This window comes from Bradyrhizobium macuxiense (assembly GCF_001542415.1).
In the GTDB taxonomy this organism is placed as follows: domain Bacteria; phylum Pseudomonadota; class Alphaproteobacteria; order Rhizobiales; family Xanthobacteraceae; genus Bradyrhizobium; species Bradyrhizobium macuxiense.
Window position 1 is genome coordinate 157,431 of sequence record NZ_LNCU01000039.1, and the last position, 12,923, is coordinate 170,353.

At 59.6% G+C, this 12,923-nt stretch carries 16 protein-coding genes; 12 read left to right on the forward strand and 4 right to left on the reverse strand.

What is annotated here, in order from left to right; genetic code table 11:
* Positions 1-63: 63 nt before the first annotated feature.
* From nifE to AS156_RS11730, 7 genes are all read left to right on the forward strand, one after another.
* The gene (nifE, locus tag AS156_RS11700; protein ID WP_066503837.1) at positions 64-1,737 is read left to right on the forward strand and encodes a nitrogenase iron-molybdenum cofactor biosynthesis protein NifE; all 1,674 of its coding nucleotides are present in this window, start codon (positions 64-66) and stop codon (positions 1,735-1,737) included.
* A gap of 7 nt (positions 1,738-1,744) precedes the next feature.
* Positions 1,745-3,151 carry a nitrogenase iron-molybdenum cofactor biosynthesis protein NifN gene (gene nifN / locus AS156_RS11705; protein WP_066503839.1) on the forward strand — a complete coding sequence of 469 codons (1,407 nt, stop codon included), beginning with the start codon at positions 1,745-1,747 and terminating at the stop codon, positions 3,149-3,151.
* Complete coding sequence (gene nifX / locus AS156_RS11710; protein WP_066503841.1) at positions 3,148-3,543, forward strand: nitrogen fixation protein NifX; 396 nt, start codon at positions 3,148-3,150, stop codon at positions 3,541-3,543. Before nifN ends, nifX begins: the two co-directional genes overlap by 4 nt.
* A gap of 7 nt (positions 3,544-3,550) precedes the next feature.
* On the forward strand, positions 3,551-4,021 hold the full coding sequence (locus tag AS156_RS11715; protein ID WP_066503842.1) for a NifX-associated nitrogen fixation protein: 471 nt from the start codon (positions 3,551-3,553) through the stop codon (positions 4,019-4,021).
* Positions 4,022-4,030: 9 nt separating this feature from the next.
* Positions 4,031-4,231, forward strand: coding sequence for a CCE_0567 family metalloprotein (locus AS156_RS11720; protein ID WP_066503843.1), 201 nt, complete (start codon positions 4,031-4,033; stop codon positions 4,229-4,231).
* 14 nt (positions 4,232-4,245) lie between these two features.
* Entirely contained in the window at positions 4,246-4,542 is a 297-nt protein-coding gene (fdxB, locus tag AS156_RS11725; protein WP_066503844.1) for a ferredoxin III, nif-specific, read from the forward strand.
* A gap of 361 nt (positions 4,543-4,903) precedes the next feature.
* Positions 4,904-5,314: a Rieske (2Fe-2S) protein gene (locus tag AS156_RS11730; RefSeq protein WP_066503845.1), complete on the forward strand. Its 411-nt coding sequence runs from the start codon at positions 4,904-4,906 to the stop codon at positions 5,312-5,314.
* A 10-nt stretch (positions 5,315-5,324) separates the two neighbouring features.
* Here AS156_RS11730 and AS156_RS11735 read toward each other — a convergent pair whose 3' ends face one another.
* The 4 genes from AS156_RS11735 to AS156_RS11750 form a co-directional block, all read right to left on the reverse strand.
* On the reverse strand, positions 5,325-5,915 hold the full coding sequence (locus AS156_RS11735; protein WP_066504129.1) for a hypothetical protein: 591 nt from the start codon (positions 5,913-5,915) through the stop codon (positions 5,325-5,327).
* A gap of 354 nt (positions 5,916-6,269) precedes the next feature.
* On the reverse strand, positions 6,270-8,000 hold the full coding sequence (locus tag AS156_RS11740; protein WP_245312725.1) for an ATP-dependent Clp protease adaptor ClpS: 1,731 nt from the start codon (positions 7,998-8,000) through the stop codon (positions 6,270-6,272).
* A 408-nt stretch (positions 8,001-8,408) separates the two neighbouring features.
* Positions 8,409-8,681 (reverse strand): type II toxin-antitoxin system YafQ family toxin, encoded by a 273-nt coding sequence (locus tag AS156_RS11745; protein ID WP_066503849.1) that lies wholly within the window; start codon positions 8,679-8,681, stop codon positions 8,409-8,411.
* A gap of 12 nt (positions 8,682-8,693) precedes the next feature.
* Positions 8,694-8,960: a type II toxin-antitoxin system RelB/DinJ family antitoxin gene (locus AS156_RS11750; RefSeq protein ID WP_066503850.1), complete on the reverse strand. Its 267-nt coding sequence runs from the start codon at positions 8,958-8,960 to the stop codon at positions 8,694-8,696.
* A 970-nt stretch (positions 8,961-9,930) separates the two neighbouring features.
* Between AS156_RS11750 and AS156_RS11755 the strand changes: the two genes are divergently transcribed.
* From AS156_RS11755 to AS156_RS11775, 5 genes are read left to right on the forward strand one after another with little or no spacing between them, the layout of a single operon-like run.
* A complete protein-coding gene (locus AS156_RS11755) occupies positions 9,931-10,251 on the forward strand; it encodes a HesB/IscA family protein (protein ID WP_066503853.1) in 321 nt (106 codons plus the stop codon).
* 17 nt (positions 10,252-10,268) lie between these two features.
* Positions 10,269-10,553: a hypothetical protein gene (locus AS156_RS11760; RefSeq protein WP_066504130.1), complete on the forward strand. Its 285-nt coding sequence runs from the start codon at positions 10,269-10,271 to the stop codon at positions 10,551-10,553.
* A gap of 11 nt (positions 10,554-10,564) precedes the next feature.
* Complete coding sequence (gene nifS, locus AS156_RS11765) at positions 10,565-11,758, forward strand: cysteine desulfurase NifS (RefSeq protein ID WP_066503854.1); 1,194 nt, start codon at positions 10,565-10,567, stop codon at positions 11,756-11,758.
* Positions 11,755-11,979 carry a putative nitrogen fixation protein NifT gene (gene nifT / locus AS156_RS11770; protein WP_066503856.1) on the forward strand — a complete coding sequence of 75 codons (225 nt, stop codon included), beginning with the start codon at positions 11,755-11,757 and terminating at the stop codon, positions 11,977-11,979. Before nifS ends, nifT begins: the two co-directional genes overlap by 4 nt.
* A complete protein-coding gene (locus AS156_RS11775) occupies positions 11,976-12,839 on the forward strand; it encodes an SIR2 family NAD-dependent protein deacylase (RefSeq protein WP_066503858.1) in 864 nt (287 codons plus the stop codon). Before nifT ends, AS156_RS11775 begins: the two co-directional genes overlap by 4 nt.
* Positions 12,840-12,923: the final 84 nt, after the last annotated feature.

The window sequence follows — 12,923 nt, forward strand, 5'->3', positions numbered from 1 at the left end:
ATCGGCGGTGGCAGAAGCGCAGGGATGGACGAGCCTTGCAGATAGCGTAAGAGGAAAAGCCGGATGAGTTCGCTACCAGCCACGGTCCAAGATGTCTTCAACGAGCCGGGCTGCGCCAAGAATGTCACCAAGTCGCGGGCCGAGCGGAACAAGGGCTGCACCAGGCAGTTGCAGCCCGGCAGCGCCGCCGGTGGCTGCGCCTTCGACGGCGCCAAGATCGCGCTGCAACCGTTTACCGATGTCGCCCACCTGGTGCATGGCCCGATCGCGTGTGAAGGTAATTCGTGGGACAATCGCGGCTCGGCATCATCGGGTCCGAACTTGTGGCGCACCGGCTTTACGACCGATCTGACTGAAACCGATATCGTATTTGGAGGCGAGAAGCGGCTCTATAAGGCAATCAAACAGATCATCGACAAGTGCGACCCGCCGGCCATTTTCGTCTATCAGACCTGTGTTCCCGCCATGATCGGCGACGACATCAACGCAGTCTGTAAGGCCGCTTCGCAAAGGTTCGGCACGCCGGTGATCCCAGTCAATTCGCCGGGCTTCGTCGGGTCCAAGAACCTCGGCAACAAGCTGGCCGGCGAGGCCTTGCTCGAACATGTTATCGGAACGCAAGAGCCGGACTACACCACGCCCTACGACATCAATCTGATCGGGGAATACAATCTGTCCGGCGAGCTTTGGCAGGTCAAGCCGCTGTTTGACGAACTCGGCATCCGTATCCTGTGCTGCATCGCCGGTGATGGCAAATATCACGAAGTCGCCTCCTCGCACCGGGCACGCGCCGCCATGATGGTGTGTTCGAGGGCGATGATCAATGTCGCGCGCAAGATGGAGGAGCGTTACGGCATCCCGTTCTTCGAAGGCTCTTTCTATGGCATCCAGGACTCCAGCGGCGCACTGCGCGAGATTGCGCGGCTCCTGGTCGAGCGCGGCGCGCCGGAAGATCTGATCGGGCGCACGGAGGCTGTGATCGCGCGCGAGGAAGCGCGGGCCCGGGCCGCAATCGAGCCGTACAGGCCGCGCTTCAAAGGCAAGAAGGTCTTGCTGATGACCGGTGGCGTCAAGTCCTGGTCGGTCGTTGCCGCGCTGCAGGAAGCCGGGCTCGAACTGGTCGGAACCAGCGTGAAGAAATCCACAAAAGAGGACAAGGAGCGAATCAAGCATTTGATCGGGCAGGACGCCCACATGATCGAGGACATGACGCCGCGCGAAATGCACAAGATGCTGAAGGACGCGAAAGCGGACATCATGCTCTCGGGCGGCAAGTCGCAGTTCGTCGCGCTGAAAGCGGCGATGCCCTGGCTCGATATCAACCAGGAGCGCTGCCACGCCTATATGGGCTATGTCGGCATCGTCAAGCTGGTCGAGGAGATCGACAAGGCGCTGTTCAACCCGATGTGGGAGCAATTGCGTCGACCACCGCCGTGGGACGGTCGGGCCGACGATTGGCAGACCAAGACGACGGCGCAGCTCGACCTGCAGCCGATTGAGATCGTCGCCGATCAAACACTGACGCAGAAGACCCCGCGAGCGCGAAGGATTTGCTTCTGCAACACGGTCGACCTCGGCACGATCGAGGACGCGATCCGCTCACATAACCTGACCAGCGTCGAAGCGGTCACACAGCACACCCAAGCGGTCGGTGGCTGCTGCAGACGCCGCATCGAGGACATCCTGGCAGGCAGGCCAATCTCCTGGTGGCCGGCCACGCTGCAGGCCGCGGAATAGGGGCGTCATGGTCATTGTCACCACGCCGAAGAAGGCCTGTGCGGTCAACCCACTCAAGATGAGCCAGCCGATCGGCGGCGCATTCGCCTTTATGGGGCTTCGCGGGGCGATGCCGCTTCTGCACGGCCCGCAGGGATGCACGTCCTTTGGGCTCACACTGTTTGTGCGGCATTTCAGAGAGCCGGTGCCGCTGCAGACCACAGCCATGAGCGAGGTGACGACCGTGCTCGGCGGCTATGAAAATGTCGAGCAGGCTATACTCAATATCCATAATCGCGCCAAACCGGAGATTATCGGGATCTGTTCGACCGGGGTGACGGAAACCAATGGCGATGATGTTGACGCCTATATCAAGCTGATCCGCGAGAAGCATCCACAACTCGACAAGCTTCCTCTGATCTATGTCTCGACGCCCGATTTCAAAGACGCATTCCAGGACGGCTGGGGAAAGACGGTCGCGCGCATGGTCGAGGTGCTGGTCGAGGCGCCCGCGGCCGAGACCGTGCGCAATCCTGCGCAGGTGAATGTCCTTCCCGGATGTCACCTCACGCCGGGTGACCTCGACGAGCTGAGGATCATCTTTGAGGATTTCGGCCTGCAGCCATCCTTCCTGCCCGATCTGGCGGGTTCGCTGGATGGGCATATCCCCGATCACTTCACGGCAACGACGATCGGCGGCATTGGGATCGATGAAGTCGCGCGCATGGGCCGGGCCGGCTGGACGATTGCCATCGGTGCTCAGATGCGGCGAGCGGCAGAGGCCATGCAAGAGAAGACCGGGGTTCCATTTCGCCTGTTTGAACGACTCTGCGGCCTGGTCCCCAATGATGATTTCATTGCGTTTTTGAGCGAAATCAGTGGCCGCCCTGTGCCGTCAAGATATCGGCGCCAGCGCGGGCAGCTTGTCGATGCGATGCTGGACGCGCATTTCCAGATCGGCGGCCGCAGACTTGCGATCGGCGCAGAGCCTGACCTGTTGTTTGACCTGTCCAGCATGCTGCACGAGATGGGCGCGCAGGTGACCGCGGCCGTGACGACCACGCAATCGGCGGTGCTGGAGCAGATCAAGACCAAGGAGGTGCAGATCGGCGATCTGGAGGACCTGGAAGAGCTTGCCAGGACCAGGGATTGCGATCTGCTGATCACGCATTCGCATGGTCGGCAGGCCGCGACACGCCTGAAGATTCCGTTCTATCGGGCGGGCTTTCCGATGTTTGACCGGCTCGGGGCAGGACACCAGGTGTCCGTCGGCTATCGGGGCACGCGGAATCTGATCTTCGAGATCGCCAATCTGGTGATCGCCGACCGTGAGGCAAATCATGCGCCGACGCCGGATAGCTGGCGGAGCGCGACGCTGCCGTCAAGGGGCGGCCGGCGGAGCTCCATCGACGCAGTAGAGAGGTCGATTGCATGAAAGTTGCGTTCGCTACTCAAGATCTCAGGCGCGTCGATGCCCATTTTGGCTGGGCGAAGAATATCGCCGTCTACGAGGTCGGGCCAGGCGGACACGTATTTCTCAAAGCGGTCCAGTTCGACGGCGACCTGAAGGAAGACGGCGACGAAGACAAGCTGGCGCCCAAGATCGAGGCGATCAAGGATTGCGCCATCCTCTATGTCGGTGCCATCGGCGGCTCCGGCGCCGCGCGGGTGGTGGCCAGAAAGATCCACCCCATCAAGGTCAACAAGCCAGAAAGTATCCAGGTACTGCTGGAAAAGCTCGAGCGCGTGCTGAAGGGCACGCCGCCGCCATGGCTACGCAAAGCCCTGGCCAAGGACAAGAAGCGCACATTCGATTTCGACGAATGAGGATCACATGACCGAGGCTGCAGACGTCATGCAACCCGCTGGCGGGTTCGATGCACCATTCGTCAAAGAGCTGGTCAGGATTTGGCGGGCTGAGGACATGAGTGGGGCCTGGGCCGGCAAGAGCGATCTCGACCTCCTCGAGCCTTATATCCTGGACAAGGAGAAGCGACGCGCACTGCCGGTCATCGGCGATCCCGATCCGGATACGGTCTGGCGGCTGGAGCTGTTCTTCAACGCCGTCGCCGTTTCGATCGAGAAGGCGACCGACGTGATGATCCAGCCGATGCTGAAGATGCACCATGAGGGCTTTGGTCGCTTGGTGCTGATTGGGGGGCGGCTGATCGCGGTGAACAAGCAGCTTCGGGATGTACATCGCTTCGGATTCGACAATCTCGCAAAGCTTGCCAGTGAAGGTAACAAGTACATTCGGGACGGAATAAAGATGATCAGGAAATTTCCCGATGTGGCGAACTATTGAGGGCCGCACATGAGCGATCGCGAGATACTGTTAGCAGAATTGAAGAAGCTGTCGTCCAGAGCGTTGCAGGCCAAAATGGATCTGCACGATCTGTCGGAAGAATTGCCCGTCAACTGGACTTCGATCATGGCGGTGGCGCAGAAGGCGCACGATGCCTACGCCGAACTCGAGCGCAGGAGCCAGGACCTGAAGGCGCTGGCAAAAGCGTAGAGGAGATCCCCATCATGTCATTTGCAACGCGCGGCGGCCGCGACTGGACGCCGGACTACTTGAGTGCGATCGATACCAAGAAGTGCATCGGCTGTGGCCGCTGCTTCAAGGTCTGCGGTCGTGATGTCATGACATTGAAGGGCATCAACGAGGAGGGCGAACTTGTCGATCTCGACGACGATGATGATGAGGTTGAGAAGAAAATTATGGTCATGAATGACCAGGGCGCCTGCATCGGCTGTGGCGCCTGCGCCAGGGTTTGTCCGACCAATTGCCAGACCCACGTTTCCGCCGCAGCGGAAGCGGCGTGAAGCGGCCTATGTCCGCCTCTGCCAGAAGGGGGCCAATCGGGCAGTGTCGTGGAATGCCGGGTTCCGAGGGCCATGAGCTTGATGGTTCGGGCAAATACTGAAGAAGCTCATTTGTCGCAAAAGTGCGAATGTGGCTGGTCCAACAGCTAGCCCGAAAGTTGAAACCCGAAGATTGATTTCGTGGCGGCCGCGAGCTGCATCGGCGGTGGACCGAGACTGCGCGAATGCTGGCGCGGCTCGGCCGATTGTGTCCCCGGTCCAATCGGGGGCGGACGCAACTTCAGGCGCCGCGCGTTCGTAAAAAACTGGACGATCCGTGGCTCTGAGATCCCTGCAGGGATCATCATGAAAGGTTATGGTTATGACCAGGCAAGGGGCGCAGCCCCACACCGTCTATGCGATCTGCGGCTTCGAGGACATTCCAAGCCGCCGGGCCATCGGCTTCCATCTCATGATCCTCAGTGAGGACGGGAAGCGCAGGCCGTGGCCCATCATTGTGGTACGCTGGGGCAAGAAGGTGCTTGGCTATCTCAACAAATGCCCACACGACGACGTCAATCTGGACTGGGAGCGCAACGAGTTCCTCGATCCATATGGAACCCGGCTGATGTGCGGCAAGCACGGCTCGACGTTCGAGCTTGGCAGCGGCCGCTGCGTCGGCGGTCCTTGTAAGGGCGGAGAACTCACGCCGGTCGCGCTGACAGTTTTGGACGGCGACATATGCGTCATCGGCGTGCGACTTGTCGAGGAGGATCCCGCCGGCGAGAGCTGAAGCGGCGCGCTCAGACCGGCCGGTTCTCGTTGCGGTTCTTCACAGGCGCCATTCTCTTCAGGCCGTCTTCGTAAGAGATCTCATCATAGGACGCATCGAGACCCTTTGCCGCGTCGAGCAGGTAGTCGAGTTTGCCGCCCGCGTCGAGCTTCTTGATGTCATCCTTGTTGACCCCGACCAGGTCCATCATCTCCTTCCAGACTGTGGATTCGTCGCATGGCAGCACGTGGAAGGTGACATTGCCCAGCTTGATCCGGTATTTCGCCAACAGGTCTATGTTGTTGCAGAACATAATGTAGCGACCGTCCGGGCTGAGCGCGCCGTCAAGCACGTCTGCGACGTCACCGAGATAAGCGAGGGAGTGCAGATAGCCGGCAAGCATAGAAATAGTGCTTTCCCCATCCTGCGCGATCGTCAGCACCTGTTCGATCGAATAGTCCGGCGGCCGCTTCTCGTCCGCGACCTGGGCCTGGAACTTCAGCGCGATATCGCCGCGGAAACCAAATCGGCCTGGCTTGGTGGTCCCGCCTTTAAGTACGGCATTGAGTAGGCGACCCTCCTTCTCTAGGCGGCCGAGCGCGGTGTTCTCGATTGCAGTCATGAAGATCGTCCTCAATCCGAGCTGATCGCCGGACACTTTTTGCCGGCGAGACACACAATGCAAAGGTCTTGCCGTTGCAAGCGCGACGGTTCATTGAAGTATTCGTGGATAAAAAACGCGCAATTGGGCCGCGATCGACAGATAAGCGCGTCAGGAACGCGACATTGTCGGACCTGAATGGCCGGCGTAATGGATCTGCCCTTTTTTGTTTGGCTCGGTCGTGAAGCCGATCGTTTTCTAATTGCAATGCTTTACGTTTGCCGGCCAGCGTCCTTGGAGCCCCCCATCTGATCCTGGCGGCCGCGTTCGGTGCCCTCCTCGTGCGAGTTTGCGGCGCGCCAAGAGGCACTCGGCTTAATGGCGCGCTTTCCTTGACCTTCGAGGCGGTTCGATTTCACCAGTCGCTCCGCTTCGTGTCCCGGCAACCATCGTTTGGGGGCCGCCGAGCAGCTTCGCGTTGAGTCGCCCGCCGGCGAACAACATATCATCGAGGGCTTCGTGGAGATCGGTTGCGCTCACTGAATGTCCGCCGTCACGCTCAATGCTTGATTGCGTAATGCGCCGCATCAGCTCCTTGATGAAAATGACACTGACCCCTTCGGTACTGCGTACGGCTTCGGCAACGATCTCCGCCTCAAGCGGCAGACCCCCGCTGTAAAGCCGGATCAGCTTGCCGCGGCTGGCTGCATCCGGCAGCGGCAGCTCGATCGCCTGGTTAATACGGCCGGGGCAATCGGCCAGGGTGACCTCGAGCTGGTCGGGACGGTTGGTGGTGAGCACGAAGAGGATATCGGCATCGTCTCTCAAGCCGTCCAATTCATTCAGTAGCTTCTTCAGCAAGGATATCTCGCTTGCGGCCCAAATGCTGCGGTTGCCGGCGATCCGATCGACATCGTCGATCACCACCATCGTTGGTTGCAGCAGGCGCGCCAGTGTCATATAGGCGCTCAGCAGCTCGACCTGTTCGGCGGTAATGATCAGCGTGGTGTAGCCCGGCAGGTTGGTAGCGAGATAGCGGATCGTGTGAGTTTTCCCGGTGCCGGGCGGACCATAGAGCAGAATGCCCTTGCGGGTCGACTGGCCGAGCCGGCGTAGTGCATCGCGCGCATCGACGAAGTCCAACACGCTGCGATCGAGCAGCTTGAGTGCCCGTTCGGGCAAGATGACGTCCTCACGCTTGACCTTCGCCAGCCGATGTACCGTCACGCCCCTGACGTGGCCAGGGCAATCCGCGCCTCCGTCGAGCGAGAGGATCTTGCCACGATAGCAGCATGTAGAGTGGACGGTTCTTTCTAGTTCATCAAAGCAGCATTGCACGAAGCTGTCGCCGGTATCGCGCGCAGGGACTATGATTTCGATGCGGATCCGGGCCCCGGCGTCAAATTCGCGATCCTGAGAGAGCACGACGGCGTAGGGGAATTCGCTCGCTTGGCAAAGCCACAAGCCGTTACGCAAACATTTGACTGGCGCCATCTCGCCCGTATCGATCTCGTCAAATTGGGGCGGTACAAGTGAAATCGCATCAGATCCACGGCGTTTCATTCGAGCGAATGAAAGCGCCTCATCCCAATGCCGTTCATACGCGCCGAAGAAGCGGATTGGGTCAGCAAAAAGCTTGTCGATAGCGACCTGGACGTCAGCGCGCATGTAGGCCGGCAAGTGCCGCACCGTGGTGGCGAGTTCTCCGGGCAGAAAATCGGCAAAGTGCCATGCCAGCGCATCACAGGCATATTCGAATTGCACGTCCGACAGCTCGGCTGTGTCCGCCTTGCTAGCGGCTTCGCTCGTGATCAGCAGGGGAAATCCTCCGGCCCGAATGCGATTCTGTGCTTCCTCGATCAGCGCTTTCGCAACTGAGGGTGGATAGGGGCCGCAGACGGCCTTGCCGTGCTGCCAGACGAACTCGGCAAGTGCACTGGCATCCCGCTGCTGCTTCCCGAATACCTCGCGCAGCAGGCGCACGACGAAACCGACAGGCGTGTCGTCGTCGTTATGAAAGACAAGCCGAATGGATTCAGCATCTACACAGGCCGGGTCCATCAAAACCCCCGGTGAGCGTTCTGGTTCTTCGGGCACATGGTTCATGCGGATCGTCCTTGTCGAACATGGTTGCCGGACGGGGCCGCCGGCATGAGGCGCGATGCAAATTCGTTGCCGTAACGCGGCTCATGCTGGACCAACGGGTGCTGTCCTAGTTAGGACACTCGCAGAAGGGAAATTTAAGACGTCGCTCTGGCTGACCTACCTTAAGTGAGGTCGCGCCTGTCCGGGTACATGCTGGAATTATGTTCGGACCTAGACACTTGGACGTAGTAGACTACAAAGTTGCGGGAGCGTCGTTCGTCGCTCTCGTCATCCTGCGTGAGCTGGCTTCGGATCGTATGACGATCCAATTTGCGGATGAACGGGACTTCGGCCTCAGCCTGTGCCCCCTCGCGAAGGTCTTTCCTTCAAAATCACTTTCTGAAAACGCGCCAGTATGCGCAGCGCTGTTCATTCTCCGAAGAGGTCCGAGTGCGTCCCTGTGCGGACAAGCACCAATTCCTCATCGTTATTCTGATAAATCAAGCACCAGTCGCCCTGCACATGGCAGCCGCGATAACCTTCCCAAGGGCCCTTGAGAGGGTGATCGTCATCAATTGGTGATAGCGGCGTGTTCTTCCGAAGTTTATCGACAATGGTGACGAGCTTCACCATCCGATAGCCTCGGCTCTTAACTCGCTTATGATCTTTTTTGTACTGGGTTGTGAGTCGGAGGGGATTCATCCCCTCCGAGTATCATCCTTCGTTTAGAATGTCGTCAAAGATGTCCTGTGTGGACCCATGGACGACCTCGCCACCCCCAGATTCAGCCTCGTGAAGAGCGGCAAGGGTGGTAGCATTGGGGATGCAAACGTCGAAGGGAAGGCCTTTTCTGAAAACCACCTGCCGATAGAAAAGACCGATGGCATCAGACGCACTTATCCCGATGGCAGCAAAGACTCTTTCTGCCTTTGTCTTTACGGCGGGTTCAATACGAGCGTTGATTGTTGCTGTCTTAGCCATGTGTCACCTCTCCAGGTGCGCGGTACGTACACCGCAATGATCATCGAACGACCATCGCAAATGTTGTACACATCCTTGTACGCATAACGTAATCACAAACGCAGTACATTCGCAACACGTTCCGTCAGAACCACGAAAATTTAATTAACGATCAATTTTATGTTATAAATCAATAGCTTATGTGGCGTGGCGATCAGCAAAAAGAGGCCAAATCGGTCCCTTTGCCCGCTCGTTGTACGTATGTGTGTGTCCTGTGGCACACGCCCTCTAATCCGGTTTTCCACCGGTCCATTACCCAGAAAGCTCCGTTGTACACGCGCCGGCCGGTTCAGCCTCGAACGGCAGCACAGCATCCAGCAAATCTCCGATAGTCCAGACCCGCTCGGAAATCCCAAGCGCGACCGCTGGCGCAGTGCCCGGGCCGCATATATGCGGCAGAGATTGTCGTGGGCCACATACAGGTTAATGGCAGCGGCGTGGTGATCCAGCTTCCTTGAGAAGCCGCTGGCGCGGCGCGCAAAGCGGCTCTACGTCACCCGCAGCGTGAGGTTCTGACACTCGACATAGCCGGTCAAGATTCGCCGGCATCCCCGCTCTCTACCTGGCGGCTTGCTGCTACTTCTTCGACCCGCCTGTCGTGGTGCGCGGCTTCTTTTACAGCCAGGTTGGTTACGCGCGCTGGGGAAAGCGCTGGCTCTCAGTCGTCCTACCGAGAACACTGACCAAGGTGTGGTTTGTATTCGCTTCATCCGAATCGGGACACAGAAGCTTAAATACGGACATCACCGATCAGCGCAATCCAGAAGACCTGCCGGCTCGTCGCAGCGCCGTTCATGAGCGGTGTCAGGAAGCTGACACGCGTTGCAAAGCAAACGGCACGGTCCAAAAAGGCCAACATTGTCAGAGGCGGCGGGCTGGCATGCGAATTGCCAATTCGCATGAGCCAGCTGAGTTAAGTGGAGGGTGAGTGATGATTAATCTGACAGATAGCGCCTTGAACGCGGTCAAGAACGTGCTCGCAACGTCGGCGAAGCCAGCGCGCGGTTTACGCATCATGGTTGAGGCCGGTGGATGTGCCGGATTCAAATACGCGATGGACCTCGCCGAGCAGGCGAAGCCCAACGAGACCGTGATCGAGCGTGACGGCGTCAGGGTCTTCGTCGACAACATGAGCCGTGATCACCTCGCCGGAACGACCATAGACTTCGCTGTGAAGCTGGAGGGCTCGGGATTCACCTTCGATAATCCGAATGCCAGCTCGACCTGCTCCTGCGGCAAATCGTTCAGTTGATGACAAGGAACCAAAGCATGCTTGTCCCCGAGCCACTGAAGCACCCGCTGCTAGCTAAGACGGATCGGGAGCAACTTACTCGCGCCGCTGTTGAGGAGATCCGGCTCAATACGCAACGCCATGGCAGGGATGGCCGTCCGGTCGAGATCGACGGCGGCAGGAGCATGGTCAAGCCGATCGGCAACTCCGTGCTCAGCAGGCTTTCTGGCGGGTCGCCCGCACGCATCCAGGCGCAGCTGATCGAACAACTCGGCAAATTCGTCAGCGTGATCCCGATTGCCGCGGCCAAGTCGCGGGACTGAGCGAGGCCTGAATGTCCATTTACCTCGACAACAATGCGACCACGCGAGTGGATTCCGCCGTCGTGCAAGCCATGTTGCCGTACCTCGCCGAGCAATTCGGCAATGCCTCCTCTGCGCATGCCTTTGGCAGCGAGGTCGCAAACGCCTTGAAGCAGGCGCGCCGCAACTTGCAGGGATTGTTAGGCAGTGCCTACGATCACGAGATCATGTTCACCTCCGGCGGGACTGAGGCAAATAACACCGCCATCCTCTCTGCGCTTGCAACCCAGGATGGGCGCAACGAGATCGTCACGACCTCGGTTGAGCATTCCGCCAATCTTGCACTGGTCGAGCATTTGGCGACAAGGGGCGTCAAAACGCATGTGATCGGCGTGGATTCGCGCGGCCGGCTCGACATCGAGGCGTTTCGCAGGGCGCTTGGACGACGCACGGCGATCGCGTCGGTCATGTGGGCCAACAACGAGACCGGCACGATTTTCCCAGTAGAGTTCCTGGCCGGGTTGACCCGCGCGGCGGGCGCCCTGTTTCACACCGATGCGGTGCAGGCCATAGGCAAGGTGCCCATCGACCTGAGTGACAGTGCGATCGACATGCTGTCGCTGTCCGCCCACAAACTGCACGGCCCCAAGGGCGTCGGCGCGCTCTATTTGCGCAAAGACACAAAATTCAGACCGCTGATCTGGGGCGGATCGCAGGAGCGCGGGCGCCGCGCGGGAACCGAGAATGTTCCCGGCATCGTCGGTCTTGGCAAAGCTGCAGAGCTTGCGGCGGAGCGGCTCGAGCCGGAGCGCGCTCGCATTGGTTCCTTGCGCGATCGTCTGGAGCAGGCCGTCCTGCACAACGGCGGTTGCTCGGTGCTTGGCGATCTTGGCAACCGACTGACGAACACGACCAACATCGCCTTCGAGCATCTCGAGGGCGAAGCCATTGTGCATCATCTCAATCGTGCCGGCATTGCAGCTTCGGTCGCATCGGCCTGCAGTTCCGGCTCATTGGACCCATCGCATGTTCTGCGCGCCATGGACGTGCCGGCAAGCAGGCTGCGCGGCGCGGTGCGCCTTTCCCTGTCGCGTGAAACAACGGCCGAAGAGGTTGCTGAGGTCGCGAGCGTACTGTCCGGCATCGTGGCTCGGCTGCGCGCCATGTCGCGGGAGCATTCTAGCCCACCCAGCGATACGTTGCAGTCCAGGGAGTTGACGTCATGAAAATCATGATCCGCCGCTCTCCGGACGCGGGCTTGTCGATCTACGTGCCGAAGAAAGATCTCGAAGAGCCGATCGTCGAGTCCGAGTATGAGACGCTTTGGGGCGGTTGGATCAGGATCGCCAATGGCTGGATACTCGACCTGCCCGAGATGGCAAGCGACACGCCTTTGCCGATTACGATCAACGCCAGGAGGCGTGGCGACGGCGGCGACGAGCGATGAAGGTGCCCCCGCGCATCGATTTTGCCAGCGCAGCCGATACGGAGGCGATTGTCACTGAACTCGCGGGCAGGCTGAGTGCGGGCAGCGTTGTTCCTTATCTTGGACCTGGCCTTGCTGAACTGTCCGAGCCTGATGTGCCGACGACGCCTGAGGCCTTGGCCGCCTTCTTTGCCACCAAGGTCGCACTGCCGCGCCGGGCGAAGGGCAATGTGTGGGCCTCCGCACAATATATCGAGAGTAACAAACATCGTCTCACCCTGACGAGGTTAATGGCTCAGGCCTTTGCGGTACCGGTCGAACCGACGGCGCTGCATCATCACCTTGCGTCTCTATCGCCGCCGATCATCGTCGACGCTTGGTACGACGGCGCCATGCGTACGGCGCTCGGCGAGCGCGATGGATGGGGCGAGGTCCAGGGTGTGAGTCGCGCCGGCCTCTATACGGACCATTTTTACCGCTTCTATGATTCGGCAGGCCAAGAGGTCGACGGTGCCGCGGCCGGCAATTGGGCGACGGTGCTGTACAAGCCGCATGGCGGCGTGCAGCCGGCCAAAAACTTCCTGATCTCCGACGCCGACTATGTCGAGGTGCTGACGGAGATCGACATCCAAACGCCGATTCCCGACATCATCAAGGAAAGGCGAACCGGGCGGAGCTTTCTGTTCATCGGCTGTCGCTTTAATGACCAGCTGTTGCGCTCTTACGCCCGGCAGATCACCAAGCGCTCGTCCGACGTCCATTACATGGTTGTCGATCCGCAAGCGCTTTCGCGCAACGAACTCTGCTTTCTCGTCGAGCAAGGCTTGATGCCGCTCGCAATTGAGCTCCCGCGCGCGGTGGAGCTGTTGCTCGCCAGCTAGTGGCGCTGCCAAATTCAGGCCGACAGCGCCGGCTCGTGTGCAGAGATGGTCGACAAATGCGGCCGAGGTTGAAAGCGGATTCTG

Excerpts from the sequence above, each read along its gene's own strand:
- AS156_RS11720 (WP_066503843.1), top strand. The coding sequence starts at position 4,031 with ATGAGCGATCGCGAGATACTGTTAGCAGAATTGAAGAAGCTGTCGTCC.
- nifE (WP_066503837.1), top strand. The coding sequence starts at position 64 with ATGAGTTCGCTACCAGCCACGGTCCAAGATGTCTTCAACGAGCCGGGC.
- AS156_RS11730 (WP_066503845.1), top strand. The coding sequence starts at position 4,904 with ATGACCAGGCAAGGGGCGCAGCCCCACACCGTCTATGCGATCTGCGGC.
- nifT (WP_066503856.1), top strand. The coding sequence starts at position 11,755 with ATGAAAATCATGATCCGCCGCTCTCCGGACGCGGGCTTGTCGATCTAC.
- AS156_RS11755 (WP_066503853.1), top strand. The coding sequence starts at position 9,931 with ATGATTAATCTGACAGATAGCGCCTTGAACGCGGTCAAGAACGTGCTC.
- fdxB (WP_066503844.1), top strand. The coding sequence starts at position 4,246 with ATGTCATTTGCAACGCGCGGCGGCCGCGACTGGACGCCGGACTACTTG.
- AS156_RS11760 (WP_066504130.1), top strand. The coding sequence starts at position 10,269 with ATGCTTGTCCCCGAGCCACTGAAGCACCCGCTGCTAGCTAAGACGGAT.
- AS156_RS11715 (WP_066503842.1), top strand. The coding sequence starts at position 3,551 with ATGACCGAGGCTGCAGACGTCATGCAACCCGCTGGCGGGTTCGATGCA.
- AS156_RS11740 (WP_245312725.1), bottom strand. The coding sequence starts at position 8,000 with ATGAACCATGTGCCCGAAGAACCAGAACGCTCACCGGGGGTTTTGATG.
- AS156_RS11750 (WP_066503850.1), bottom strand. The coding sequence starts at position 8,960 with ATGGCTAAGACAGCAACAATCAACGCTCGTATTGAACCCGCCGTAAAG.
- nifS (WP_066503854.1), top strand. The coding sequence starts at position 10,565 with ATGTCCATTTACCTCGACAACAATGCGACCACGCGAGTGGATTCCGCC.
- nifN (WP_066503839.1), top strand. The coding sequence starts at position 1,745 with ATGGTCATTGTCACCACGCCGAAGAAGGCCTGTGCGGTCAACCCACTC.
- AS156_RS11775 (WP_066503858.1), top strand. The coding sequence starts at position 11,976 with ATGAAGGTGCCCCCGCGCATCGATTTTGCCAGCGCAGCCGATACGGAG.
- AS156_RS11735 (WP_066504129.1), bottom strand. The coding sequence starts at position 5,915 with ATGACTGCAATCGAGAACACCGCGCTCGGCCGCCTAGAGAAGGAGGGT.
- nifX (WP_066503841.1), top strand. The coding sequence starts at position 3,148 with ATGAAAGTTGCGTTCGCTACTCAAGATCTCAGGCGCGTCGATGCCCAT.
- AS156_RS11745 (WP_066503849.1), bottom strand. The coding sequence starts at position 8,681 with ATGAATCCCCTCCGACTCACAACCCAGTACAAAAAAGATCATAAGCGA.